Annotated in this window: 23 protein-coding genes; 15 read left to right on the top strand and 8 right to left on the bottom strand. The window is 71.6% G+C overall.

Features of this window, described 5'->3' with window-relative positions; translation table 11 throughout:
• Positions 1–84 precede the first annotated feature (84 nt).
• Complete coding sequence (locus OG878_RS17530) at positions 85–258, top strand: hypothetical protein (protein ID WP_177309358.1); 174 nt, start codon at positions 85–87, stop codon at positions 256–258.
• 130 nt (positions 259–388) lie between these two features.
• Here the strand turns inward: OG878_RS17530 and OG878_RS17535 are convergent, their stop codons facing one another.
• Positions 389–1,951, bottom strand: a complete 1,563-nt coding sequence (locus tag OG878_RS17535; RefSeq protein WP_328887646.1) for a FadD3 family acyl-CoA ligase — start codon at positions 1,949–1,951, stop codon at positions 389–391.
• A gap of 93 nt (positions 1,952–2,044) precedes the next feature.
• Between OG878_RS17535 and OG878_RS17540 the strand changes: the two genes are divergently transcribed.
• From OG878_RS17540 to OG878_RS17550, 3 genes are read left to right on the top strand one after another with little or no spacing between them, the layout of a single operon-like run.
• Complete coding sequence (locus OG878_RS17540; protein WP_328887647.1) at positions 2,045–3,193, top strand: lipid-transfer protein; 1,149 nt, start codon at positions 2,045–2,047, stop codon at positions 3,191–3,193.
• A 1-nt stretch (position 3,194) separates the two neighbouring features.
• Positions 3,195–3,635, top strand: coding sequence for a Zn-ribbon domain-containing OB-fold protein (locus tag OG878_RS17545; RefSeq protein ID WP_328887648.1), 441 nt, complete (start codon positions 3,195–3,197; stop codon positions 3,633–3,635).
• Positions 3,636–3,639: 4 nt separating this feature from the next.
• Positions 3,640–4,434, top strand: a complete 795-nt coding sequence (locus tag OG878_RS17550) for an enoyl-CoA hydratase/isomerase family protein (protein WP_328887649.1) — start codon at positions 3,640–3,642, stop codon at positions 4,432–4,434.
• Positions 4,435–4,458: 24 nt separating this feature from the next.
• On the opposite strand, the gene OG878_RS17555 is transcribed toward OG878_RS17550, so the two are convergent.
• Positions 4,459–5,013, bottom strand: coding sequence for a hypothetical protein (locus OG878_RS17555; RefSeq protein WP_328887650.1), 555 nt, complete (start codon positions 5,011–5,013; stop codon positions 4,459–4,461).
• Positions 5,014–5,182: 169 nt separating this feature from the next.
• Here OG878_RS17555 and OG878_RS17560 point away from each other — a divergent pair, with 169 nt between their 5' ends.
• The gene (locus OG878_RS17560; RefSeq protein ID WP_328887651.1) at positions 5,183–5,854 is read left to right on the top strand and encodes a hypothetical protein; all 672 of its coding nucleotides are present in this window, start codon (positions 5,183–5,185) and stop codon (positions 5,852–5,854) included.
• A gap of 129 nt (positions 5,855–5,983) precedes the next feature.
• On the opposite strand, the gene OG878_RS17565 is transcribed toward OG878_RS17560, so the two are convergent.
• Both OG878_RS17565 and OG878_RS17570 read right to left on the bottom strand, forming a co-directional pair.
• Positions 5,984–8,407 carry an outer membrane protein assembly factor BamB family protein gene (locus OG878_RS17565; RefSeq protein WP_328887652.1) on the bottom strand — a complete coding sequence of 808 codons (2,424 nt, stop codon included), beginning with the start codon at positions 8,405–8,407 and terminating at the stop codon, positions 5,984–5,986.
• A 174-nt stretch (positions 8,408–8,581) separates the two neighbouring features.
• A complete protein-coding gene (locus OG878_RS17570; RefSeq protein ID WP_328887653.1) occupies positions 8,582–9,589 on the bottom strand; it encodes a VOC family protein in 1,008 nt (335 codons plus the stop codon).
• A 313-nt stretch (positions 9,590–9,902) separates the two neighbouring features.
• On the opposite strand from OG878_RS17570, the gene OG878_RS17575 reads away from it, so the two are divergent.
• Complete coding sequence (locus OG878_RS17575; protein ID WP_277327749.1) at positions 9,903–10,550, top strand: TetR family transcriptional regulator; 648 nt, start codon at positions 9,903–9,905, stop codon at positions 10,548–10,550.
• A gap of 129 nt (positions 10,551–10,679) precedes the next feature.
• Here the strand turns inward: OG878_RS17575 and OG878_RS17580 are convergent, their stop codons facing one another.
• Together OG878_RS17580 and OG878_RS17585 are read right to left on the bottom strand one after the other, a co-directional pair.
• Complete coding sequence (locus tag OG878_RS17580; RefSeq protein WP_328887654.1) at positions 10,680–11,174, bottom strand: nitroreductase family deazaflavin-dependent oxidoreductase; 495 nt, start codon at positions 11,172–11,174, stop codon at positions 10,680–10,682.
• Positions 11,174–12,412, bottom strand: a complete 1,239-nt coding sequence (locus tag OG878_RS17585; protein ID WP_328887655.1) for an acyl-CoA dehydrogenase family protein — start codon at positions 12,410–12,412, stop codon at positions 11,174–11,176. The genes OG878_RS17580 and OG878_RS17585 overlap by 1 nt, the downstream gene beginning before the upstream one ends.
• A gap of 137 nt (positions 12,413–12,549) precedes the next feature.
• Between OG878_RS17585 and OG878_RS17590 the strand changes: the two genes are divergently transcribed.
• From OG878_RS17590 to OG878_RS17615, 6 genes are all read left to right on the top strand, one after another.
• The gene (locus OG878_RS17590) at positions 12,550–13,731 is read left to right on the top strand and encodes a thiolase C-terminal domain-containing protein (protein WP_328887656.1); all 1,182 of its coding nucleotides are present in this window, start codon (positions 12,550–12,552) and stop codon (positions 13,729–13,731) included.
• A 141-nt stretch (positions 13,732–13,872) separates the two neighbouring features.
• On the top strand, positions 13,873–14,235 hold the full coding sequence (locus OG878_RS17595; RefSeq protein ID WP_328887657.1) for a DUF805 domain-containing protein: 363 nt from the start codon (positions 13,873–13,875) through the stop codon (positions 14,233–14,235).
• Between the two features lie 139 nt (positions 14,236–14,374).
• On the top strand, positions 14,375–15,052 hold the full coding sequence (locus OG878_RS17600; protein WP_328887658.1) for a pyridoxine/pyridoxamine 5'-phosphate oxidase: 678 nt from the start codon (positions 14,375–14,377) through the stop codon (positions 15,050–15,052).
• A gap of 111 nt (positions 15,053–15,163) precedes the next feature.
• Complete coding sequence (gene htpX, locus OG878_RS17605) at positions 15,164–16,072, top strand: zinc metalloprotease HtpX (RefSeq protein ID WP_328887659.1); 909 nt, start codon at positions 15,164–15,166, stop codon at positions 16,070–16,072.
• Between the two features lie 18 nt (positions 16,073–16,090).
• Positions 16,091–16,675, top strand: a complete 585-nt coding sequence (pspAB, locus tag OG878_RS17610) for a PspA-associated protein PspAB (RefSeq protein WP_328887660.1) — start codon at positions 16,091–16,093, stop codon at positions 16,673–16,675.
• 22 nt (positions 16,676–16,697) lie between these two features.
• The gene (locus OG878_RS17615; protein WP_328887661.1) at positions 16,698–17,300 is read left to right on the top strand and encodes a DUF1707 SHOCT-like domain-containing protein; all 603 of its coding nucleotides are present in this window, start codon (positions 16,698–16,700) and stop codon (positions 17,298–17,300) included.
• 34 nt (positions 17,301–17,334) lie between these two features.
• Here the strand turns inward: OG878_RS17615 and OG878_RS17620 are convergent, their stop codons facing one another.
• Positions 17,335–17,745: a Zn-ribbon domain-containing OB-fold protein gene (locus OG878_RS17620; RefSeq protein ID WP_328887662.1), complete on the bottom strand. Its 411-nt coding sequence runs from the start codon at positions 17,743–17,745 to the stop codon at positions 17,335–17,337.
• Positions 17,742–18,194 (bottom strand): DoxX family protein, encoded by a 453-nt coding sequence (locus tag OG878_RS17625; protein ID WP_328887663.1) that lies wholly within the window; start codon positions 18,192–18,194, stop codon positions 17,742–17,744. Before OG878_RS17625 ends, OG878_RS17620 begins: the two co-directional genes overlap by 4 nt.
• Before the next feature lie 172 nt (positions 18,195–18,366).
• Between OG878_RS17625 and OG878_RS17630 the strand changes: the two genes are divergently transcribed.
• The 3 genes from OG878_RS17630 (at position 18,367) to OG878_RS17640 (ending at position 22,787) form a co-directional block, all read left to right on the top strand.
• Positions 18,367–19,557, top strand: a complete 1,191-nt coding sequence (locus OG878_RS17630) for a flavin-containing monooxygenase (protein ID WP_328887664.1) — start codon at positions 18,367–18,369, stop codon at positions 19,555–19,557.
• 287 nt (positions 19,558–19,844) lie between these two features.
• On the top strand, positions 19,845–20,303 hold the full coding sequence (locus OG878_RS17635; protein WP_328887665.1) for a carboxymuconolactone decarboxylase family protein: 459 nt from the start codon (positions 19,845–19,847) through the stop codon (positions 20,301–20,303).
• Between the two features lie 255 nt (positions 20,304–20,558).
• Entirely contained in the window at positions 20,559–22,787 is a 2,229-nt protein-coding gene (locus tag OG878_RS17640) for an acetate--CoA ligase family protein (protein WP_328887666.1), read from the top strand.
• Positions 22,788–22,794 lie beyond the last annotated feature (7 nt).

The following is a 22,794-nucleotide window of genomic DNA, read 5'->3' on the forward strand; positions in this document are numbered from 1 at the left end:
GAATGCCCGCCCGGCGATCCACGGGGGAATCGCCGGGCGGGCTTGCCCATCCATTACACCCACTCTTTTCAGGAGTTGACCTTCATGGCCGACAACACCGGGAACCTCAAGCCGACGGACGCGCACGCCACCGGCGAGGAGATCACCACCCTGGATGCGCACGCCACGAGCGAGCCGCTCAAGCCGCTCGACGCCCACGCGACGAGCGAGCCCGTCAAGCCCACGGACGCGCACGCGACGAGCGAGCCGGCCAACTAGGACCTCACCTGCACGGGGGACGGCCGCGGCGGCGCGGAGGGGGAGCCGTCGCGGCCGCGGCATGTCCGCCCGCGGGCCCGCACCGGCCCCGCAGAATCCCGGGGACTCCGGTCCGGAGCCCCGATCCGCCCTACCCCCGCTCCCGCTCGCGCAGCTCCCCCTTCACCAGCTTGCCGCTCGCGTTCCGCGGCAGTTCGCCCACGAACTCCACCGCTCTCGGCACCTTGTAGTTCGCCATCTCCCGCCGGGACCAGGCGATCAGGTCGTCGGCCGTCAGCGTCACGCCCGCGCGCCGGACCACGTACGCCTTGCCGGCCTCGCCGAGCCGCGGGTCCGGGATGCCGATCACCGCCACGTCCGCCACATCCGGGTGCAGGCCCAGGAGTTGTTCGATCTCGGCGGGGTACGCGTTGAAGCCGCCCACGATGAACATGTCCTTGATCCGGTCCGTGATGCGCAGGTTGCCCGCCTCGTCGAGGATGCCGACGTCGCCCGTGCGGAGCCAGCCGTCAGGGGTGATCGTGGCGGCCGTGGCGCCGGGGTCCTCGAAGTAGCCCTGCATCACGTGGAAGCCGCGGACCAGGACCTCACCGGGGGTGCCGGGGTCCGCCAGGACGCGGACCTCCGTGCCGGGGATCGCGCGGCCCGAGGTGGAGGAGATCACGTCGGGCCGGTCGCCGCGGCGGCACATCGTGACGATGCCGCTCGCCTCGGACAGGCCGTACGCCGTGAGGACCGTGCCGATGCGCAGCTCCGTGCACAGGCGCTCCACCAGCCGGAGGGGGACGACCGCCGCGCCCGTCACCACCAGGCGCAGGGCGGAGAGGTCGTACGTCGCCCGCGCCGGGTGGTCCAGCAGGGACTGGTGGAGGGTGGGCGGGCCGGGGAGGACCGAGATCCGTTCGGCGGCGATGTTCGCGAGGACCGTGTCCACGTTGAACACCGGCTGCGGGACCATCGTCGCGCCGCGCATCAGGCACGCGATGATGCCCGCCTTGTAGCCGAAGGTGTGGAAGAACGGGTTCACGATCAGATAGCGGTCGCCCTCGCGCAGGCCGGCCAGCTCGCTCCAGATCGCGTAGCAGCGCAGGGTCTGGGCGTGAGTGATCACGGCGCCCTTGGGGCGGCCCGTGGTGCCCGAGGTGTAGATGATGTCGGAGGGCGCGGAGGGGGCGATCGCGTCCGCTCGCGCCCGCACCTCCGCGGGCGATATCCGCTCCCCCGCCGCGAGGAAGTCCTTCCAGGTGACATAGGACTCGGGCGCCGCGTCCGCCAGCACCACCACCCGTTCCAGGTGCGGGAGTTCCACCTCGGACCGGCGCAGCGACGCCACGTACGACGTTCCCAGGAACGTGCCCGTCACGAAGAGCAGCTTCGCCCGGCTGCGCCGCAGGATGTACGCCGCCTCCGTGCCCTTGAAGCGCGTGTTGAGCGGGACCAGGACCGCGCCCGCCGTGACCGCTCCCAGCGCCGAGACGATCCAGTCCAGGGTGTTCGGCGCCCAGACCGCGACCCGGTCCCCCGGCTCCACACCCGAGGCCATGCATGCGGCGGCGGCCCGCTCGACACGGTCGCCCAGTTCGGCGTACGAGATGCGGGTGCGGCCCTCGACGACCGCCTCCCGGCTCCCGTACCGTTCGGCCGCCGCCCGCACCAGCCCCGGGATGCTGCCCCACTCCTCGTCGCCGCGCATCGCATGCCCTCCCCGACCGGATAGCTGACTATCCGTCAGATTAGCTGTAGCCTCTGCCGCTGTCAGCAGTCATGACGGCCCCGGAGGTGGCGGGTGGCGACGCTCAAAGACGTGACGGCGATAGCCGGTATCGGGCAGACGGCCTTCGCGAAACAACTCCCCGAGTCCGAGAAGACCTTGGCATGTCGGGCGATCGTCGCGGCGCTCGACGACGCGGGCATCGACGCGTCGGAGGTCGACGCGTTCGCCTCGTACACGATGGAGGAGACCGACGAGGTCGAGGTCGCCAAGGCGATCGGGGCCGGCGACGTCACCTTCTTCTCCAAGGTGGGCTACGGCGGCGGCGGTTCGTGCGCGACCGTCGCGCATCTCGCCGCCGCCGTCGCCACCGGGCAGGCGAGCGTCGGGGTCGCGTGGCGGTCACGGAAGCGCGGCTCCGGGCCCCGGCCCTGGAAGAACACCACCGTCCAGCTGCCGACCCCCGCACAGTGGACCCGTCCGTACGGCCTGCTGCGGCCCGCCGACGAGATCGGGATGCTCGCCCGGCGGTACATGCACGAGTACGGAGCCACCCGCGACCATCTCTTCAACGTCGCGCTCGCCTGCCGCAACCGCGCCAACCAGAACCCCGACGCGGTGATGTACGAACGCCCGCTGACCCGCGACATGTATATGACCTCGCGCTGGATCAGCGAGCCACTCTGCCTCTTCGACAACTGCCTGGAGACGGACGGGGCGCTGGCCTGCGTCATCGTCTCCGCGGAACGGGCCCGCGACTGCCGGCACAGGCCCGTCTACATCCACTCGGTCGCCCAGGGCCTGCCCGCCCAGCACCACGGGATGGTCAACTACTGGAACGACGACCCGCTCACCGGCCCCGCCTGGACGGCCGCCCGGCAGCTGTGGAAGCAGGCCGACTTCGGGCCCGACGACATCGACGTCGCCCAGATCTACGACGCGTTCACCCCGCTCATCCCGCTCTCCCTCGAAGGCTACGGCTTCTGCGGTCGCGGCGAGGGTGCCGCGTTCACCGAGGGCGGGGCCCTGGAGAGCGGCGGCCGGCTGCCCATCAACACGGGCGGCGGCGGGCTCAGCGAGGGGTACGTGCACGGTTTCAACCTCATCAACGAGGGCGTGAAGCAACTGCGCGGCACCTCCACCGCGCAGGTGCCGTCCGCCGCCACCTGTCTGGTCACCGCCGGTGAGGGCGTGCCCACCTCCGCCGTACTGCTGAGGAGCTGAGATGGATTCGCTGCTGCTGCCCGTCGTCGACGAGGACGGCGCGCCCTTCTGGGAGTACGCCGCCCGGGGCGAACTCCGTGTCCAGGCGTGCGCCTCCCCCGACTGCGGCAGGCTCCGCTTCCCGCCCCGGCCCTGCTGCCCGCACTGCCGGTCCTTCGACAGCGAGTGGCGGGCGATGAGCGGGCGCGGCCGCATCTGGTCGTACGTGGTGCCGCATCCGCCGCTGCTGCCCGCGTACGCCGCCCAGGCCCCGTACAACGCGGTCGTCGTCGAACTGGCCGACGCCCCGCACATCCGGCTGGTCGGCAATGTGGTCAGCGGGCCCGACGCACCGCTGAACTCGGTCGATCCCGAGAGGTTGCGGATCGGGGCGCCGGTGAAGGCCGTCTTCGCGCCGGTGACCTCGGAGCTGACCCTGGTCCGCTGGCAGCTGGAGCGGTGACCCGATGGCGTTGCGCACGGAGACCGACAAGGAGACCGGGGTCGCGGTCGTCACCCTCGACCGGCCGGAGAGGCTGAACGCGATCGATCTCGTGGCGGCCGGCGAACTCGCTGCCGCCTGGCGCGCGTTCCGCTTCGACGACGGTGTGCGGGCCGTCGTCCTGACAGGTGCGGGCGGCCGGGCCTTCTGCACGGGGATCGACCGCGACGTGGAGGTGCCTCAGCCCTCGTCCCCGTACGCGATCGACGATCCGCTGATCGCGATCGGGCCGAAGGCGAACGACCTGTGGAAGCCGGTGATCGCGGCCGTGGAGGGAATAGCGTGCGGCGGGGCGTTCTACCTGCTGGGCGAAACGGAGTTCGTCATCGCGTCCGAGGAGGCGACGTTCTTCGACCCGCACACGTCCTACGGCATGGTCAGCGCGTACGAGGCGATCCACATGGCGCAGCGGATGCCGTTCGGGGAGGTCGCCCGGATGTCCCTGATGGGTACGGCCGAGCGGGTGACGGCCCGTCGCGCGTACGAGACGGGGCTGGTCAGCGAGGTGACGGCGGCCGGCGGCGCGGTGGAGGCCGCGGTGCGGGCGGCGGGCGTGATCGCGTCGTACCCCACGGAGGCGGTGCAGGGGACCGTACGGGCGGTGTGGTCCGCGAAGGAGGCGGCGAGGGCGCAGGCGCTGGCCCATGCACCGCACCTGATCGCGCTCGGGAACCTGCCTGCCGAGCGGCAGAGGGAGCTGTTCGAGGGGCGGGGGCAGCACGGGCGCGGGTCCGGCCACGGGGAGTTCCGGCTGCGGTGAGCCGGAACCCCCCGTACGCAGCGGTCAGGGCTTGAGCTCGGCCACGGCCCGGCACTTCTTCACGCGGGACACCTTGCTCGGATTGTGCATCCGCACGGAGACGGTCGCACTGCCGTCACCCGACAGCTCCACATCCGCCTCGCCGGTGTCGACGGTGTTGCCGCTCGCATCGAGGAAGGTGACGTCGACCTCGTACGTGTACGTGCCGGAATCCTGCACGCTGACCTGGACGGTGGAGGACGTCACGGCCCGCCGCTTGCCCTTGCGGGGCTGGACGCAGCGGATCACGGTCGCCCGGGGCGCGTTGCCCGCCGCGGCGGCGGGGGTCGCGGTCTCGTACGTGGAGCCGCCGGACGAGCTGCTCGACGAGTCGTAGTCGGAGTCGTAGTCATCGTCGTCGTAGGTGCTCTGGTGGTAGCCGCCGTTGCTCTTCTTGGAGGTGGAGCAGCCGCCGCCACTGCTCGAGCCGTGGCTCTTGCTGCCCCGGCTCCTCCCGCTGTGGGTCGACGTCGAGAAGCCGGTGAGTGCCAGCACCACCACGACGAGTACCGCTGAAAGTTTCAGATGCTGCCGCATCATCGATGCAGCCCCCCCTTGCTTGTTGTCATGTTTCCGTCCAACAGTCGCGCGACACAGTAGCGGCAGGCCGGTCCGTCCCTGGTGGCGGGGGTGAACGGCCCGGCGTAGCGTCGACGCCGAGAGCGGTGCAGGTCCGCAACGCGATCCGCACGCCCACAGGAGGCCGGCGATGATCCGCAACATCCTCGGCTCGATCGTCGCTCTCGCAGGAGCGGCGGCCGCCGTGCTGAGCCCCTTCCGTGACTGGTACGACGGCCGCCTCGGCCGGAATTACCGGGTCGCAGACCTCGTCAACGGCATCAGTGCGGACAGCAACGGGATCACCGGTGTGCGGCCCGGCCTCTGGGGGTCGATCTGGCTGCCGCTGCTGTTCGGCGCCGCCGTGACCGTGGTGGGTGTGCTGCTGCGGTCGAGGCTGCTGGTGGCGCTCGCAGGGGTGGTCGTCCTCGGCTTCACCGTGCTGTGGATGGTGCGGCAGGGACAGGCCACCGGAAGTCTCACGGTGGCGTCGGACGGGACCGGGCTGCAGACGGGCGTGGCGTACGCGGCGGGAGGCGCGGCGCTGATGCTGCTCGGAGCGGCCGTGATGCCGGGGCGGCGGGCAGGCGGCAGTCGCCTCCGCCGCGGGGACCGGAACCGGCCGTATGCGGCGCCGGGATCGGCGGATCCCGATACGTGGCCGCCCACGCAGGAGCCGGGGCCGTCGGTGCAGACGAGCCCGTGGCCGGAACCGGAGGTCGACCCGTACACAGGTCCGGGCCCCTACCGCGAGGACCAGGACACGGCGACCTACCCCGTGCAGGACGAGGGGCCCGAGGGGCGACGCCCTCCCCGACCGTGACATGCCTCCCGCGCACGACTGCGTACGCGAACACCGGACCGGCCGGGAGGAGCACTCCCCGGCGACCGTGGCAGCCCCCGTGCCTTGCCTCGTCCTCGGAAAACGGGACGGCCCGGACGCCGCCCGCCCCTACGCCCGGGACCTGTTGCCCGTCCCCGTCCCCTTCAGCGCGTCCAGCGCGTAGACGCAGCGGTCCTTGCTGCAGGCGTACACCACGCCGCCCTGCACCACCGGTGAACCGGTGATCTCGCCGCCCGTCGCCAGCTTCCACCGCAGCTGGCCGCCCGCCGCGTCCAGCGTGTACAGGACGTGGTCGGCGGAGCCGAAGTGGACCCGCCCGTCGGCCACGACCGGGGCGCCGACGACCCCGCCGCCCGCGGCGAACCGCCACTTCGGGGTGCCCGTGACCGCGTCGAGCGTGTAGAGCGCGTTGCCGCTGCCGACGTGGACGTTGCCCGCCGACACCAGCACCGGTTCGATCGACGGGCGGGCCTCCGTCGCAATGCGCCAGCGGTCCTTGCCGGTCGACGCGTCGAGTGCGTACACCGTGCCGAGGTAGTCGGCCAGATACACCCCGCCGCCCGTGACCGCGGGTCCCGGTGCGACGGCGGGCGGGGAGAGGAAGACCGCGGGCGACTCGAAGTGCCAGCGGACCCGGCCCGCCGCGATGTCGACGGCGAGGACCCGGGTGCCCGCGGCGATGTACACATAGCCGTCCTGCGCCGGGGTCACCCGGACCGGCACCCCGCCGCAGGACGCCGCGTCGCCGATCGGGTACGACCAGCGCTCGATGCCGGTGCGGGCGTCGACGGCGCGCAGCCGGGCGTCCTGCCACAGATACACGGTGCCGTCGTGGAGCGCGGGTCCGGCCTCCGCCGTCTCGAAGTCGGTCTGTACGCCGCCCGTCTCCCACAGTTTCTCGCCGGTGGACGCCTCCCACGCCTGGACGCCGCCGCCGCGCGTACCGGTGACGACCGTGCCCCGGTCGGCCTTGAGCGAGTACACCCAGGCGTCCGTCTGCAGCCGCCACCGTTCGGCGCCCGTCAGCGCGTCCAGGGCGTACAGCGAAGGACCGTCGGAGCCGTGGATGCGGCCGCCGTCGAGCGTCATCGACCAGGCCACGTCACGGGTCTTGAACTGGCGCCGGCCGTTGCCGACGTCCAGGGCGTGCACCTCGAACGACGTCACGTACAGCAGGTCCCCGGCGACGACCGGCGTGCCCCACACGTCGTTCGACATCCGGAACCGCCAGGGGCGCCAGCGTTCCGGTCCGGCCGGAGACCCGTCGGGGGCGTGCGACGGAGCGGGGACGGGTGCGGGCGGGGCGGCCGCCTGGGCCGTTCCGTTCAGCCCGGTGGGCGGGCGCACCCAGCCGGTCGCGGGACCGGCCTCGGCGCCGGCCATGGCCCGTACGTCACCGGCACGCGGCCCCGGCCCGATCGGCACCTTCGCCCCGGCCAGCCGCACCGGACCGCCCCCGTCCGGCGCCTGCCCGGCCGAAGGAGCGGGGGACGGCGATCTCAGGTCCGCGCCACTGCGCCACGCCGACTCCCAGTCCGCGCCCGGCGGAGGCTGCTCGGGCGGCAGCGGCATCGGAGCGGGCGCGGGGGCAGCGGCAGGAGCGGGGGCGACCGGTGCGACAGGCGCCGCCGTGCGTCCCCCGCCGCGTCGCAGCTCGATCATCGCGGTGGCCGGAGCCGGCAGCCAGGCCGACGCCGTACCGCTGTCGTCGCTGCCGGAGGCGAAGAGATGCGGGGCGAGCTGCGCCTGCAGATCGGCGGGGCTGGGCCGCCGCCCCGCCTCCATCTGCATGCAGGACTCGATCAGGGGCCGCAGGTCGTCGGGCAGGCCCTCCACATCGGGGCCCTCCCGCAGCAGCATGAAGACCGTCTCGACCGGGTTGGCCCCGTGGAACGGCGCATGACCGGTCGCGGCGAAGACCAGTGTCGAGCCGAGCGAGAACACATCGCTGGCGCCCGTCACACTCCGCGAGTCCCGCGCCTGCTCGGGAGACATGTACGCGGGGGTACCGACCGCCACATTGGTCATGGTCAGGCGGGTGTTGGAGACACCGGACGCGATCCCGAAGTCGATCACGCGCGGGCCGTCCTCGACGACGAGCACGTTCGACGGCTTGAGGTCGCGGTGGACGAGGCCCGCACCGTGGATGGACTGCAGGGCCTCGGCGATCCCGGCGGCCAGCCAGCGCACCGCCTGGGTCGGCATCGGACCGCACTCATTCACAATCTCTTCGAGCGAGGGCGCGGGCACATACGCGGTGGCCAGCCACGGCACGGCGGCGCGCGGGTCGGCGTCGACCACGGCGGCCGTGTAGAACCCGCTCACCGCGCGGGCGGCCTCCACCTCACGCGTGAAGCGGACACGGAACAGCTGATCCTCGGCGAGCTCCGTACGAACCGTCTTGATCGCCACCCGCCGGCCGGACGCCGAGCGGGCGAGATAGACCAGCCCCATGCCACCGGCCCCGAGCCGTCCCAGCACCTCGAACGGGCCGATCCGCCTCGGGTCGTGCTGCGTCAGCTGCTCCACCACTTGCCTGCCACCTCCCCGTACGGGCTCCAGGAACAGAAGCCCGCCAAAAAAACCCGCCCTGTGCAGGGTCTCACCGCTGGGCACCACCCGGCGGTGCGCACCCCGATTGTTCCTGGCTGAGGCGACGGTTGCGAACCCGGGGGCGGATCGGGGTGTCACCTGTCACTCTGCCCTCTATCCGGACACCAGGGGCTGAAGTACGGCGAACTCGGCACCCTGGTCGTCGTGCAGCACCGCCATCCGCCCGTACGGGATGTCGAAGGGCGGTTCGGAGACCCGGCCACCGAGCCGGACCACCGTCTCGGCCGTGGCGTCGCAGTCCTCCACGGTGAAATAACTGAGGAAGTAGCTGGGCATCTCGGCCGGGAACGCGTCGGTGATGACGCTGCGCCCGGCGACCGCGGTGTCGGGGCCGGGCTCGGTCCCCGCCGGGGACCACATCCGGAAGTCGACGCCGAATTCGGCCGTGCCGGGTTCGGAGCCGGGGGCACCGCCGGTACGTGGCTCGTCCTCACCGGACTCGACGGCACGCGCCTCGTCCGCGTCCTCGCCGGACTCGACGGCATGCGCCTCCTCGTCCTCGGCGGACTCGACGGCACGCACCTCCTCCTCGTCCGGCTCGCCGGTAATCGGCTCGCCGGCGCCGGCATCGTCGGTACGCGTCCCGCCCAGATCGGTCCCGCTGAAGCCGAACACGTCCTCGTAGAAGGCGTCCACGCGATCCTTCCGGCGCGTGTACACCTCGGTCCAGCAGAAGGATCCCGGCTCGTTCTGTTTCTCGAACCCGCCGCGGACACCCGCCTGCCAGAGCCCGAAGACCGCGCCCCCGGGGTCGACGGCCTGCGCGAGCACTCCGGCGCTGCCCGCCCGTACGGGTTCGGTGATCACCTGGCCGCCCGCCCGGCGGATCCGGTCGACGGTCGCCGCGATGTCGTCGGTGGCGAAGTAGATGCCCCAGGCGGTCGGCATCCGGCCGTCCCGCTTGGCGGCGAACGCGGCGACGAGCCTGCCGTCGCTGAGGGCATCGGCGTACGGAGCGTCGGCGTACGTGCCGTCCGTGTCCGCGTCCTTGCCCGGCCGGAACGTCCACCCGAAGAGTTCACCGTAGAAGCGCTTGCCCGCTTCGAGGTCCGGGAGCTGCACATCCACCCAGCACGGCGTGGACGGCGCGAATGCGGCCATGGGCCCGGGTCCTTCCGTAGCAGTGACGCCCGTCACACCCAAAGTAGCCGCGAGCCGGGCGTGTCGCGCAACGACAGCCTCGACCGAATGCGCTACAGAACATATTTTCGATAGCGGATGATTCGCCCCTATACCGCAGCCCGGAAAGTTATCCACGGAAGTTGTCCACAGGCTGTTGATAACATTATTCGAGCTGTGGATCGCATCCGCCGAAATCCGGCACTCTCCCCCACACCACCCCACCACTCCTGGGGAACTCCCCATTTGCAGTCGGCCGAATCGCGCTCGGATCACCCCTCGGTAAGCTGACGGCATGACAGGACAAGTACGCACCGTCGACGGCCGCGTAGCCGGTCGACGCGGACAGGCGACGCGGCAGAAGCTGCTCGACTGCCTCAGCGAGATGCTCAGCTCCTCGCCGTACCGGGACGTCAAAGTCATCGACGTCGCCCGGAAGGCAGGGACTTCACCCGCGACCTTCTACCAGTACTTCCCCGACGTCGAGGGCGCCGTCCTCGAGATCGCGGACGAAATGGCCAAGGAGGGAGCCGCATTGACCGAGCTGGTCTCGGGCCGCTCCTGGGTCGGCAAGGCCGGCTGGCAGACCGCGGAAGAACTCGTCGAGGGATTCCTCGACTTCTGGCGGCGCCACGACGCGATCCTGCGCGTGGTCGACCTCGGCGCGGCCGAGGGCGACAAGCGCTTCTACAAGATCCGCATGAAGATCCTGAACTCGGTCACCAACTCCCTTACCGACTCGGTGAAGGAGCTCCAGTCGAAGGGCAAGGTGGACAAGGACATCAGCCCCGCGGCGATGGCGGGCTCACTGGTCGCGATGCTGGCCGCGGTCGCCTCACACCAGAAGGGCTTCCAGACCTGGGGCGTCAAGCAGGCCGAACTCAGGCCCAACCTCGCGCTGTTGGTGCATCTGGGCATCACCGGAAAGAAGCCGGCCAAGTAGCGCCGGCCCCGGACCCCCTGCCCGCGCGCACCGCACGGCCGTCCCGGGCTGCATACTTCCTGTCTCACCGACGGCGGACCACATGCTGTGGTCCGCCGTCGGCGTATCCCGGCGCGGGACGGGCGCGGATCACGAACCGGGGCGCGACTCCAGCCGGAAGAGCCTAATCTCCCGTTCCACCCGGGCCTGGTACGTCGCGTACGGCGGCCAGAACGCCAGCGCCGCCAGCCACACCTCCTCCCGTTCCGCACCCTCCAGCAGCCGGGCACGCACCGCGATGTCGTGGCCCTTCCAGTTGATGACGGCGTCGTCCGGGTGGGCCAACAGGTTTGCGGTCCAGGCGGGATGACCCGGACGGCCGAAGTTGCTGCCGACGAGAATCCACGACCGGTCACCGCGCTCGCTCCGCTCCGGCATGCAGGCCAGTGGGGTGGTCCTCGGCTGCCCGCTCCTGGCGCCGGGCACGGTCAGGATCACGCCCGGCAGCAGCTGCGCGCTGAGCAGCACCTTGCCGCGGGTGAGCCGGTGGACCGTGCGGTCCATGGCGGGCACGACGTGCGGGGCGAGCCTGGCGAAGGTGCGGGTCGAGGACACCTTCTGGATCAGCCGGACGCCGGGCGCCATCAGACCGCCACCTCGACGCGCGCCGTCGGCTCCGTGCCCTGCCCCCGGCGCCGCCCCCGGACGTCCGGCGCGAAGAGCCCGGCCTGTTCGGCGGCGTGATCCCGCAGCCGGTGGACCGGCCCGAAGAGCAGCTCGTCGCCTGCGGCCCGCTTGAAGTACAGATGCGCCTCGTGTTCCCAGGTGAATCCGATCCCGCCGTGCAGCTGGACGGCCTCGGCGGTGGTGATCCGCAGGGCTTCCAGCGCCTGGGCGAGGGCGAGCCCGCCGGCCGCCGGGTCCCAGGCCGCGTAGTACGCCGCGGACCTGGCCGCCTGCACCCGTACGTACAGATCGGCGAGCCGGTGCTTCACCGCCTGGAAGGAGCCGATGGCACGGCCGAACTGCTCGCGCGCCTTGACGTGTGCGACGGTCCGGTCGAGTGCGCCCGACGCCGCTCCGACGGCCTCCGCCGCCAGTGCGACGGCGGCCGTGCGCCCGACGGCGGCCAGGGCGCCCGCCGGGCCGGCCACATCGGCCGTGTCGTCCGCGCCGAGCAGTTCCGCGGCTGTGTCGCGCAGTTCGACGCGGGCAGGCGACCGGGTCTCGTCGAGCGAGGTCTGCCGGGTGCGGACGAGCCCGGTCCCCTCGTCCGCACGGACAAGGAAGAGGAGCGTACGGCTGCACGGGAAGCCGCCTGCGTGGGCGGCGACCAGCAGAAGCCCTGCGCTGTGTCCGTCGAGGACCTGCGCGGCCTCGCCGTACAGCCGCCACCCCTGCGCGCCCTGCCGCGCCTGTACGCCGCCGGCCCGGCCGCCGCCCGCCCAGGCTCCGCCGGTGGTGTCGCCGGTGAGACCGAGGGCGGCGGACAGGGAGCCGCCGGGGACGGCGAGGGCTGCGGTCAGTTCGCCTGCGGCGATGCGAGGCAGCAGGGCGGCGCGCTGGGCCTCGGTGCCGACTGCCGCGATCAGGGGTGCGGCGAGCGCGGCGGTGGCCAGCAAGGGGGACGGCAGCAGGGCGCGGCCGGTCTCCTCGCAGGCGATGGCATGCTCGACCGGGCCGCAGCCGGCCCCTCCGTACTCCTGCGCGAGAGTGAGACCGGGAAGCCCGAGCTCCTGGGCGAGTTGCCGCCACAGGGTTGCGTCGTACCCGTGCGCGGTCCGTACGGCGCTCCTGACCTCGCCGGGTCCGCAGCGTTTGGCCAGCAGTTCGCGCAGGGTGCGGCGGATCTCGTCCTGTTCCGCGGTGAAGGTGGCGTCCATCGTCGGGCTCCTTCCCCTCAGGGGCCGTAGGCCTCTGATCTGACGGGCCGTCATGCTAGGCGTGATGGTGCGAGAAACCCAGAGTCGCGCATCCGCCCACCCGCCCCCGTCGCCACATCTGATATACCGTCAGATGCATGCCTTCCTCACCCGCCTCTCCCCCGCGCAAGGTTGCTGTCGTCGGCATATCCCTCGCGGACTGCGGACGCGTCGACGGCCCCACTCCGTACGCGCTCCATGCCCAGGCCGCCCGCCGGGCGCTCGCCGATTCGGGCCTGGACCGCTCGGTCGTCGACGGTTTCGCCTCCGCCGGACTCGGCACGCTCGCCCCGGTCGAGGTCGCGGAGTATCTGGGCCTGAAGCCCACCTGGGTGGACTCCACCGCGGTCGGCGGTGCGACCTGGGAGGTGATGGCCGCCCACGCCGCCGACGCCATCGCGGCCGGCCGGGCCGACGCCGTGCTGCTGGTGTACGGGTCCACGGCGCGCGCGGACATCAGAGCCGGGCGGCGCACGTCGAATCTGTCGTTCGGCTCGCGCGGCCCCCTCCAGTTCGAAGTGCCGTACGGGCACTCGCTGATCACCAAGTACGCGATGGCCGCCCGCCGCCATATGCACACGTACGGGACGACACTGGAGCAGCTCGCCGAGGTCGCCGTGCAGGCGCGCGCGAACGCGGCGGCCAACCCGGACGCGATGTTCCGCGACCCGATCACCGTGGACGACGTCCTGTCGGGCCCGATGATCGCGGACCCGTTCACCAAACTGCACTGCTGCATCCGCAGCGACGGCGGCTGTGCGGTGCTGCTGGCCGCCGAGGAGTACGTGCCGGACACGGCGAAGGCCCCGGTGTGGATCCTCGGCACGGGCGAGCACGTCTCGCACGCCACGATGTCCGAATGGGAGGATTTCACGGTCTCCCCCGCCGCGGTCTCGGGCCGCCTGGCGTTCGAACGGGCCGGGGTGCGGCCCGCGGACATCGACCTGGCCGAAATCTATGACGCCTTCACGTACATGACGCTGGTGACGCTGGAAGACCTGGGCTTCTGCGCGAAGGGCGAGGGCGGCGCGTTCGTCGAGAAGGGCCGTATCGGTCGGTCCGGCGAACTTCCGGTGAACACCGACGGGGGTGGACTTTCGGCCTGCCATCCTGGGATGCGCGGGCTCTTCCTCCTGGTCGAATCCGTCCGCCAGCTCCGGGGCGAGGCAGGGAAGCGGCAGGTCAGAAGGGCTGACGGCAGCCTTCCCGAGCTCGCCGTGGCCTCGGGGACGGGTGGCTGGTTCTGCTCGTCGGGAACGGTGGTGCTGGGGCGGGGCTGAGGAGCCCGCACCCCGACAGGCACTGCCTGAGAGCGCTCTCTTGATAACTTTTTGACCCGGGCACTTCAAGCCACTTAAGTTCTGGCGTTCCAGGGCTCGGTCCAACGAGGGCGAGCCTCTCCACCGTCCTTGGGGGGACACATGCACTGGTATCTCGATGTTCTGAAGAAGTACGCGGTGTTCAGCGGCCGTGCGCGCCGCAAGGAGTACTGGATGTACGCGCTCTTCAATTACATCGCCATCATCGTCGCGGTGGTGCTCGACGCGGGGCTCGGCACGCTGCCGATCATCACCGCGCTCTACGGCCTTGCCGTCCTGCTGCCCAGCCTCGGTGTCAGCATCCGCCGCCTGCACGACACCGGCCGCTCCGGCTGGTGGCTGCTGTTCGCGATCATCCCGCTGGTGGGCCCGATCACGCTGCTCGTCTTCACGTGCCTCGAGGGCGACCGCAGCGACAACGCGCACGGCCCGGACCCGAAGTCCGCGTACGCCCCGGCCCACTGAGGCCTGGCGGCCCTCCGGCCGCACGATCGACCGCATGACCGTGTGCTCCCGCTCTGAGCACACACCGCACAGGGCGTCGCCCGGCTTCCCACCGCCGGCCGGCGCCCTGTGGGCCGTCCGGCGTGCATGATGGGGCCGCATGACGGATGCACCGACCTCTGCCCAGCGCACCTTCCGGGACCTCCTGCACGCCCAGCGCGTATGGGACGTCGAGCTGCCCTCGTTCGATCCCGCCGCCGCGCCCCGCGCCCCGCTCCCCCTGTTCCACGCCTGGTTCGCCGAGGTGGTGGCCGCCGGGCAGGCCGAGCCGCACACCATGACGCTGGCCACCGTCGACGCCGAGGGACACCCGGACCTACGGACGCTGATGCTGCACGACGCGGACGACCGCGGCTGGCACTTCGCCACGCACGCCACCAGCGCGAAGGGCCGCCAGCTCGCCACCCGCCCGTACGCGGCGCTCGGCTTCTACTGGCCCGCGCAGGGCCGGCAGGTGCGCGTACGAGGGCCCGTCACCGTCTGTACCCCCGCCGAGAGCCGGGCCGACCTGCACGCCCGCTCGACCGGGGCGCTGGCCTCGGCGCTGGTGGGGCACCAGAGCGAGGTGCTCGGCTCCTACGAGGCGCTGGGCCGGGCCTCCGACGCCGCCTGGGAGCGGGCGCAGGCGGAACCGGATGCGGACGTGGCGAGCTGGACGCGGTACGTGGTCGAGCCGCACGAGGTCGAGTTCTTCCAGGGCGACGCCAGGAGGCGCCACATCCGGCTGCGCTACCGCCGGGACGGCGGGGCGTGGGAGCGCGAGCTGCTCTGGCCGTGACCGGCCCTCCGGCGCATCCGGCTCACTCGTTCCGTCCGGCTTCATCCGGCTTATCGGCTTCCCACCGGAAAGGAGCACTATGGGAGACAGGTGAGTTGCTGGAGGCATTCCATGACACGAACCCGTTCCCGCTACGCCCCCGACCACGGTCTGACCACGCGCATGGTCACCACCATGTTCCTGATCGGACTGCTGTACGTGGTCCTGGTGGGCGTGCTCCTCGCGGTGCTGCGGGGCGCCTGGCCGATCATCCTGATCTTCACCGGCGGTCTGTTCATCGCCCAGTTCTGGTTCAGCGACCGCATCGCCGCATTCAGCATGGGTGCCCGCGAGGTCACCCCGGAGGAAGCACCCGAGCTGCACGGCACCATCGACCGGATCTGTGCCCTGGCGGACATGCCGAAACCCCGGGTGGCCATCGCCCGGACGGACGTACCCAACGCCTTCGCCACCGGCCGCGGCGAGAAGACCGCACTCGTCTGCGCCACCACCGGGCTCCTGCGCAGACTCGAACCCGAGGAGCTGGAAGGCGTCCTCGCACACGAGATGTCGCACGTCGCCCACCGGGACGTCGCCGTCATGACGATCGCCTCGTTCCTCGGCGTCCTGGCCGGCATCGTCACCCGCGTCGCCCTCTGGGGCGGCTTCTCCCGCAACCGCGGCAGTGACCCCGTAGGCATCGCGATCATGCTGATCCCGTTGATCAGCGCCGTCGTGTACTGCCTGAGCTTCCTGCTCACCCGGCTGCTCTCGCGCTACCGCGAGCTCTCCGCCGACCGCGCCGCCGCCCTCCTCACCGGCCGCCCCTCCGCGCTCGCCTCGGCGCTCACCAAGGTCAGCGGTCAGATGGCCAGGATCCCGACGGAGGACCTGCGGAAGGCGGAGCCGTACAACGCCTTCTACTTCGTCCCTGCGTTCTCCTCGAAGGAGAGCCTCAGCCGGCTGCTCTCCTCCCACCCGACCCTCGAGCAGCGCCTCGACCAGCTGGCCCGCATCTCCGCCGAACTCGCCCGCCCGTAAGGAACCACGGAGTCCGCAGTGGGTCTTCTCGACACCATCCTCGGCCGCAGCAAACCGGTCCGCCCCGACCTCGACCAGCTCTTCGCCGTACCGTCCGCCGCCCTCACCCTCCAGGCGGGCGCCGGCTTCACCCCCACCGGACTCGGCTCGGTCTGCTTCGCAGGCGTGGAGGGCGGCACCTTTGCCCGCATCCGGCGGGACGTACAGGAACTGCTCGACGCGGACACGGACCGGGGCGGCATCCCGGTGGAGTTCAGCCAGGACACGTACGGCTACACCTGGCTGCTCTCCCGCCGCTCACCCGACGATGTGGCCGCCCTGGTCAACGATCTGCACGCGGTCAACACGCTGCTCCAGGACGGCGGCTTCGGCCCGCAGCTGCTCTGCTCGCTGATCGGGTTCCGGGACGGCGAGGGGCGGTCGCTGGCGCTGGTGTATCTCTACAAACGCGGCACGTTCTACCCCTTCGCGCCGACCGGGGACGGCGCCGAAAGGCGCGACAACCAGCTGGAGTTGCAGATCAGAGCGACACTCGGGGACGACCTGCGGGTGGAGAAGGATCTCGCGCGGTGGTTCCCCGTCTGGGGCGCGCCCGGACTCTGAGCGTTTCCGTATCATCAGGTGCATGACCGCCGAGCCCCCGAACTCCGTCAGTCGGCTGCGCGCCTCCGACGCCGACCGTGAAGCCGTGGTGGACCAGTTGAGGGAGGCCGCGGCCGAGGGCCGTATCGACCTCGACGAGCTGGACACCCGGCTGGGCCAGGCGCTGGTCGCCAAGACCTACGCCGAGCTGGCGCCCCTCACCGCCGATCTGGGGCCCGCGCCGCAGGACGTGGGGAAGCCGCTGGTCCTCAAGGGCGGCATCCACGGCGCGGTGCGCACCGGGCGCTGGAAGGTCCCCGCGCACATCGACGTGGACGGCGGCATGGGCGGCGCCAAGCTCGACTTCACCCTGACCGACTGCCGGCTGCGCGAGATCGAGCTGGAGGTCAACGGGCAGATGGGCGGGGTCAGGATCATCATCCCGGCGGGCTGGGCCGCGGAGACCGACGAGGTCGATCCCGGCCTGGGCGGCTTCAAGGACCGGACCAGGGACGAAAGGCGTCCGGGCACCCCGCTGATCCGCGTCACCGGCACGGCCGGCATGGGTGGTGTGGTCATCCGCCACCCCAACGTCTGGGAGCGGTGGAAGCTGCGGCGCGCACGGCGGCGCAGCAGGTCCTTCTGAGTCGTGCCGGGTGAGCGGTGGAGCCGGGGCCGTCTCACGGCCGGAAGACCGGTACCGCCTCGCCGCCCTCCTCCTGCCGGAAGGCGACCTGGAGTTCCATGCCGATGGCGAGGCGGGACTCCTCGCAGTCGACGATCTCCGTCATCATGCGCGGCCCCTCCGCGAGGTCGACGACGGCCGCTGTGTACGGGACGCGGGCGCCGAACGGCGGCAGGTCGTTGCGGTGGACGACGGACCAGGTGTAGAGCGTCGCTCGGCCGCTCGCCCGCTCCCAGGTGACGTCCTCGCTCCAGCAGTGCGGGCAGAACTCGCGCGGGTAGTGATGGGGCCTGTCGCAGGCGTGACAGTGGCGCAGCAGCAGGTGGCCCTCGGCGGCAGCGTCCCAGTAGGGGCGGGTGAAGTCGTCCGGTTCGGGCAGGTCGAAGCGGGGGGTGGCCGGGGTCATCGGAAGAGTCCGATCGCCTCGTCGAGGGACCAGACCTGCCAGGACATCGCGAAGAGGGCGACGATCGAGATCAGCGCCATCATCGCGTTCTGCCCCTGCTCGGCCCAGTCGTGGATCATCAGCACCAGGTAGAGAAGGTTGAGGAGCAGTCCGCCGACGAGTGCGACGGGCGTCAGGAAGCCGGCGACCAGGCCGAGCCCCAGGGCGAGTTCGGCGTAGACGACGACGTAGGCCATGACCTTGGGGCGGGGCGCGACGACTCGCTGGAAGCCGGTGCGTACCGCCGCCCACCGGTGCTTGCCCGCGACGTCCGCCGCCCAGGCGATGCCCGTACCGCGTTCGAACCAGCCCTTCTTGTCCTTGTGCCGCCAGCTCTCCAGCCACCAGAGGCCGAGCCCTACACGGAGAACGGCGAGCCATTCGGCTCCGCCGAGCCAGATCGTCTGCATCAGGGCGCCTCCCGCTCAAGGAATCTGACGGTACGTCAGTTCACCTGATCGGACACCGCTGCACAAGAGGTGCGCAGAACGCGGACCAAAGGCACACACCCGTGATCAATTCGCAATCGATTCCGATCTTGACCGAGACCCATCAAGTAAGCACGCGATTACGCTCCGAACCATGTCCGACAGCACCTCTACCGCCGGTGACCCCAGCTCCGCGCTCACCGCCACCACGGAACACCGGCCCGTCTACGTCATAGGCGGCGGCCCGGGCGGTCTCGCCGCCGCGGCCGCCCTGCGCGCGCAGGGCGTGCGGGCCGTCGTACTGGAGAAGTCCGAGAAGGTCGGCGCCTCCTGGCGCCGTCATTACGACCGGCTGCATCTCCACACCACCCGCCGCTGGTCCGCGCTGCCGGGGCTCGCGATGCCGCGCCGGTTCGGGCGCTGGGTCTCCCGCGACGACGTGGTGCGCTATCTGGAGAAGTACGCCGAGCACCACGGGCTGGAGGTGGTGACCGGTGTCGAGGTGTCCCGGATCGACCCGGCGGCGGACGGCACCGGCTGGCAGCTGACCGCAACCGGTGGACGGGTACTGACCGGGCGGGCCGTGGTCGTGGCCACCGGCCACAACCACACCCCGCGGGTCCCGGACTGGCCGGGCCGCGACACGTTCACCGGTGCACTGGTGCACGCCTCGGACTACCGCAACCCCGCCCCGTACGCGGGCAAGGACGTCCTGGTCGTCGGCATCGGCAACACGGGGGCGGAGATCGCCGTGGACCTGGTGGAGGGCGGCGCTTCCCGGGTGCGGATCGCGGTACGCACCGTTCCGCACATCGTGCGCCGCTCGACGGCGGGCTGGCCCGCCCAGGCGACCGGCATCCTGGTCCGCAGACTGCCGGTGCGGCTGGTCGACCGGGCCGGCCGGCTGATGGCCAGGGCAGCCGTGCCCGACCTCGCCGAACACGGGCTGCCGCGCCCGGACACGGGCCTGTACTCACGGGTCAAGGACGGCGCCATTCCGGTCCAGGACGTGGGGCTGATCGACGCGGTGCGGGACGGCCGGGTGGTACCGGTGGCAACGGTCGGCTCGTTCGACAAGGACACGGTGGTGCTGGCGGACGGGACCCGGATCACGCCGGACGCGGTGATCGCGGCGACCGGCTACCGGCGGGCACTGGAGGGGCTGGTCGGACACCTCGGCGTCCTGGACGCACGCGGCAGGCCGGTGGTGCACGGCGGCCGCACACCGCATCAGGCGCCCGGCCTGTACTTCACCGGGTTCACCAATCCGATCAGCGGCATGTTCCGCGAGATGGCCCTGGACGCGGAGAAGATCGCCAAGAGGCTCGCGAGGCAGGCCCGCTGACCCCGGGCCCCGCGACCCGCCGCCTCGCGAGCCTGCGAAGCCCGCGGCCCGAGGCCGGGCCGGCGGGAACGGGGCTCGGCAGGCGCACGCACACCGCTCCCGGGGGGCCGGTGATGATCGGGCGCTCCCCTGCGCGTCCTCAGGGACACCGGGGAGGGCGCCCGCTCCGGCCCCCGCAAGGAAATCCCCGGCGCCCGTCACATCCGCTCAACGCGTTCCGTCAGTGCTGTGAAGGACGAAGACGAACGGGTGTCACCCCAGGCCCCGAAGATCCGAGGAGCAGCATCATGGACGCACGCATCAAGAGCCCTGCCGCCATCATCCCCGAGGCCATGCCCGCCATCCAGGACCTCCTGAAGGCCACCCGGAACCAGGGCGTCCCGGACTCGACACTGGAACTCGTCCACCTGCGGGCGAGCCAGATCAACGGCTGCAGCTTCTGCGTCGACTACGGGGTCCGCAACGCCCGCAGGTCGGGCGTTGCGGACGAGAAGCTGTTCACCGTGGCGGCCTGGCGCGAAGCGCCGTACTTCTCCGACGAGGAGCGCGCGGCGCTGGCGCTCACCGAGGCGGCGACCCGGCTGAGCGACCGGGGCGACGCGGTGCCGGACGACATCTGGGACGCGGCGGCCGGCCACTTCGACGAGCGGGGGCTCGCGGCACTGACCCTCATGATCGGCATCACCAACATGTTCAACCGCATCAACGTCGCGACGAGGCAGCCGGCGGGCGTGCCGGCCTGGTAGTCGGCGCGCAAGTCACGCCGGCATCCGGCGAAGGGCCTCCGCGACCGGAGGCCCTTCTCGCCTCTTCCGGGTCCGGGCGCCCACAAGGACACACGGCGGCCTCCCGTGCGCCCCTGCCCACTGCAGTCCGTCGTCGGTCTTTATCTGCACACCCATTCCTGACGGAACGTCAGTTCAGTAATCTGACATAGCGTCAGCTTCGGGCTGGCCGGGTACAGGTACCCCGACGGACCTCTAGCAGAAGTGGGCGGAACGATGCTCGGATCGACTCACGGCACCCTCACCACACACTTCCGCGCCCGGGTGGTGGCCTGCGGCGAAGAGCCTCACGCGGCCGTCCACAGCATGACGGCGGCCGCCGCGGAAGGCGACCTCGACGTCAGCGGCCGCCCGCTGCACGCCGCCGTGCCCGACCTGGACCGGTTCTTCCGGCCCGGGTCCGTGGCCGTCATCGGGGCGTCCGACACCGAGGGCCGGCCCAACACCGGCATCACCCGGAAGCTCATCGCCTGGGCCGAGCGCGTCGGCGCGCGGCTGCATCCCGTCCATCCCACAAGGGAGTCCGTCTTCGGCCGGCCCTGTTCGCCTTCCGTCGCGGACCTGCCGGAACAGGTCGATCTGGCGGTACTGCTGGTCGGCGACCCGCTCCCGGTGATCGAGGAACTCGGCCAGGCCAAGGTGAAGTTCGCAGTCGCCTTCGCCTCCGGGTTCGCCGAGACCGGCGAAGAGGGCGCCGCCGCCCAGGCGCGGCTGGCGGCCGCGGTGGAGCGGTCGGGGCTGCGACTGCTCGGGCCGAACACCAACCTCAACGCGTTCGAGCCGTTCCGGGACGACCTCGACGGACCGGCGATCGCCCTGATCACCCAGTCCGGCCACCAGGGCCGCCCCGTCTACACCCTCCAGGAGCTCGGCGTACGCGTGTCCCACTGGGCGCCCACGGGCAACGAGGCCGATCTGGAGACCGCCGACTTCATCTCGTACTTCTCGCAGCGTCCCGAGGTCGGGGCCATCGCCTGCTACGTGGAAGGGCTCAAGGACGGGCGTTCCTTTCTGCTCGCCGCCGACCGCGCGGCCCGGGCCGGTGTTCCGGTCGTGGCGGTCAAGGTGGGCCGTACGGAGACGGGGGCCAGGACGGCCGCGTCACACACCGGCAAGCTGACCGGCGCCGACCGGGTGGTGGACGCGGCGATGCGGCAGTTCGGCGTCATCCGGGTGGACGGGCTCGACGAACTCCAGGACACCGCCGCCCTGCTGGCCCGCGCACGGAAGCCGCAGGCCGACGGGGTCGTCGTGTATTCGATCTCCGGCGGCACGGGTGCGCACTTCTCGGACCTGGCGACCGGTGCGGGGCTGAAGCTTCCCACCCTGTCCGAGGAGAAGCAGCGCGAGCTGCACGCATGGATACCCGGCTATCTGAACGTGGCGAACCCGGTCGACAACGGCGGGCACCCGGTCGGCGACTGGCGCGGCCGGAAGATCATCGACGCACTCCTCGCCGACCCGGACGTCGGCGTGCTGATCTGTCCGATCACCGGCCCGTTCCCCCCGATGAGCGACCGGCTCGCGCAGGACCTGGTGGACGCCGCGGAGACCACGGACAAACTGGTGTGCGTGGTGTGGGGGTCGCCGGTCGGCACGGAGGACGCGTACCGCACGACGCTGCTCGGCTCGTCCCGCGTCGTCACCTTCCGCACCTTCGGCAACTGCATCTCCGCCGTGAAGGCCTATCTGGACCATCACCGGCTCGCCGCCTCGTACCGCTCGCCCTTCGACGAGGCGCCGCGCACGCCGTCGCCCTCGTTCCGCAAGGCGCAGGCCCTGATGCGCCCGGGCCACCAGCTGAGCGAGCACGCGGCGAAACAGCTGCTGCGGGCGTACGGCATCCGCGTCCCGCGCGAGCAGCTGGTCACCAGTGCGGCGGCGGCCGTACGGGCGGCGGGCCTGGTCGGCTACCCGGTCGTCATGAAGGCGTCCGGGGCGCGGCTGGCCCACAAGACGGAGCTGGGTCTGGTCAAGGTCGGGCTCACGTCCGCCAGTCAGGTCCGCGACGCGTACCGCGAACTGACCGACATCGCCCGCTACGAAGGCGTCGAACTGGACGGCGTCCTGGTCTGCCAGATGATCGAGCGGGGCGTCGAAATGATGCTCGGCGTCACGCACGACGCGCTGTTCGGGCCGACGGTGACGGTCGGCCTCGGCGGCGTACTCGTCGAGGTGCTGCACGATGCGGCGGTACGGGTGCCGCCGTTCGGCGAGGACCAGGCGCGGGCGATGCTCGGCGAACTGCGCGGCCAGGCCCTTCTGGAGGGTGTACGCGGCGGACCGCCGGCGGACGTCGACGCGCTCGTCGAGGTCGTGCTGCGCGTGCAGCGGATGGCGCTGGAGCTGGGCGACGACCTCGCCGAGCTGGACATCAACCCGCTGATGGTGCTGGGGCGCGGGCAGGGCGCGGTGGCGCTGGACGCGCTCGCCGTCTGCCACTGACCGGCCC

The sequence above is a fragment of the Streptomyces sp. NBC_00316 genome (assembly GCF_036158715.1).
Taxonomy (GTDB): Bacteria; Actinomycetota; Actinomycetes; order Streptomycetales; family Streptomycetaceae; genus Streptomyces.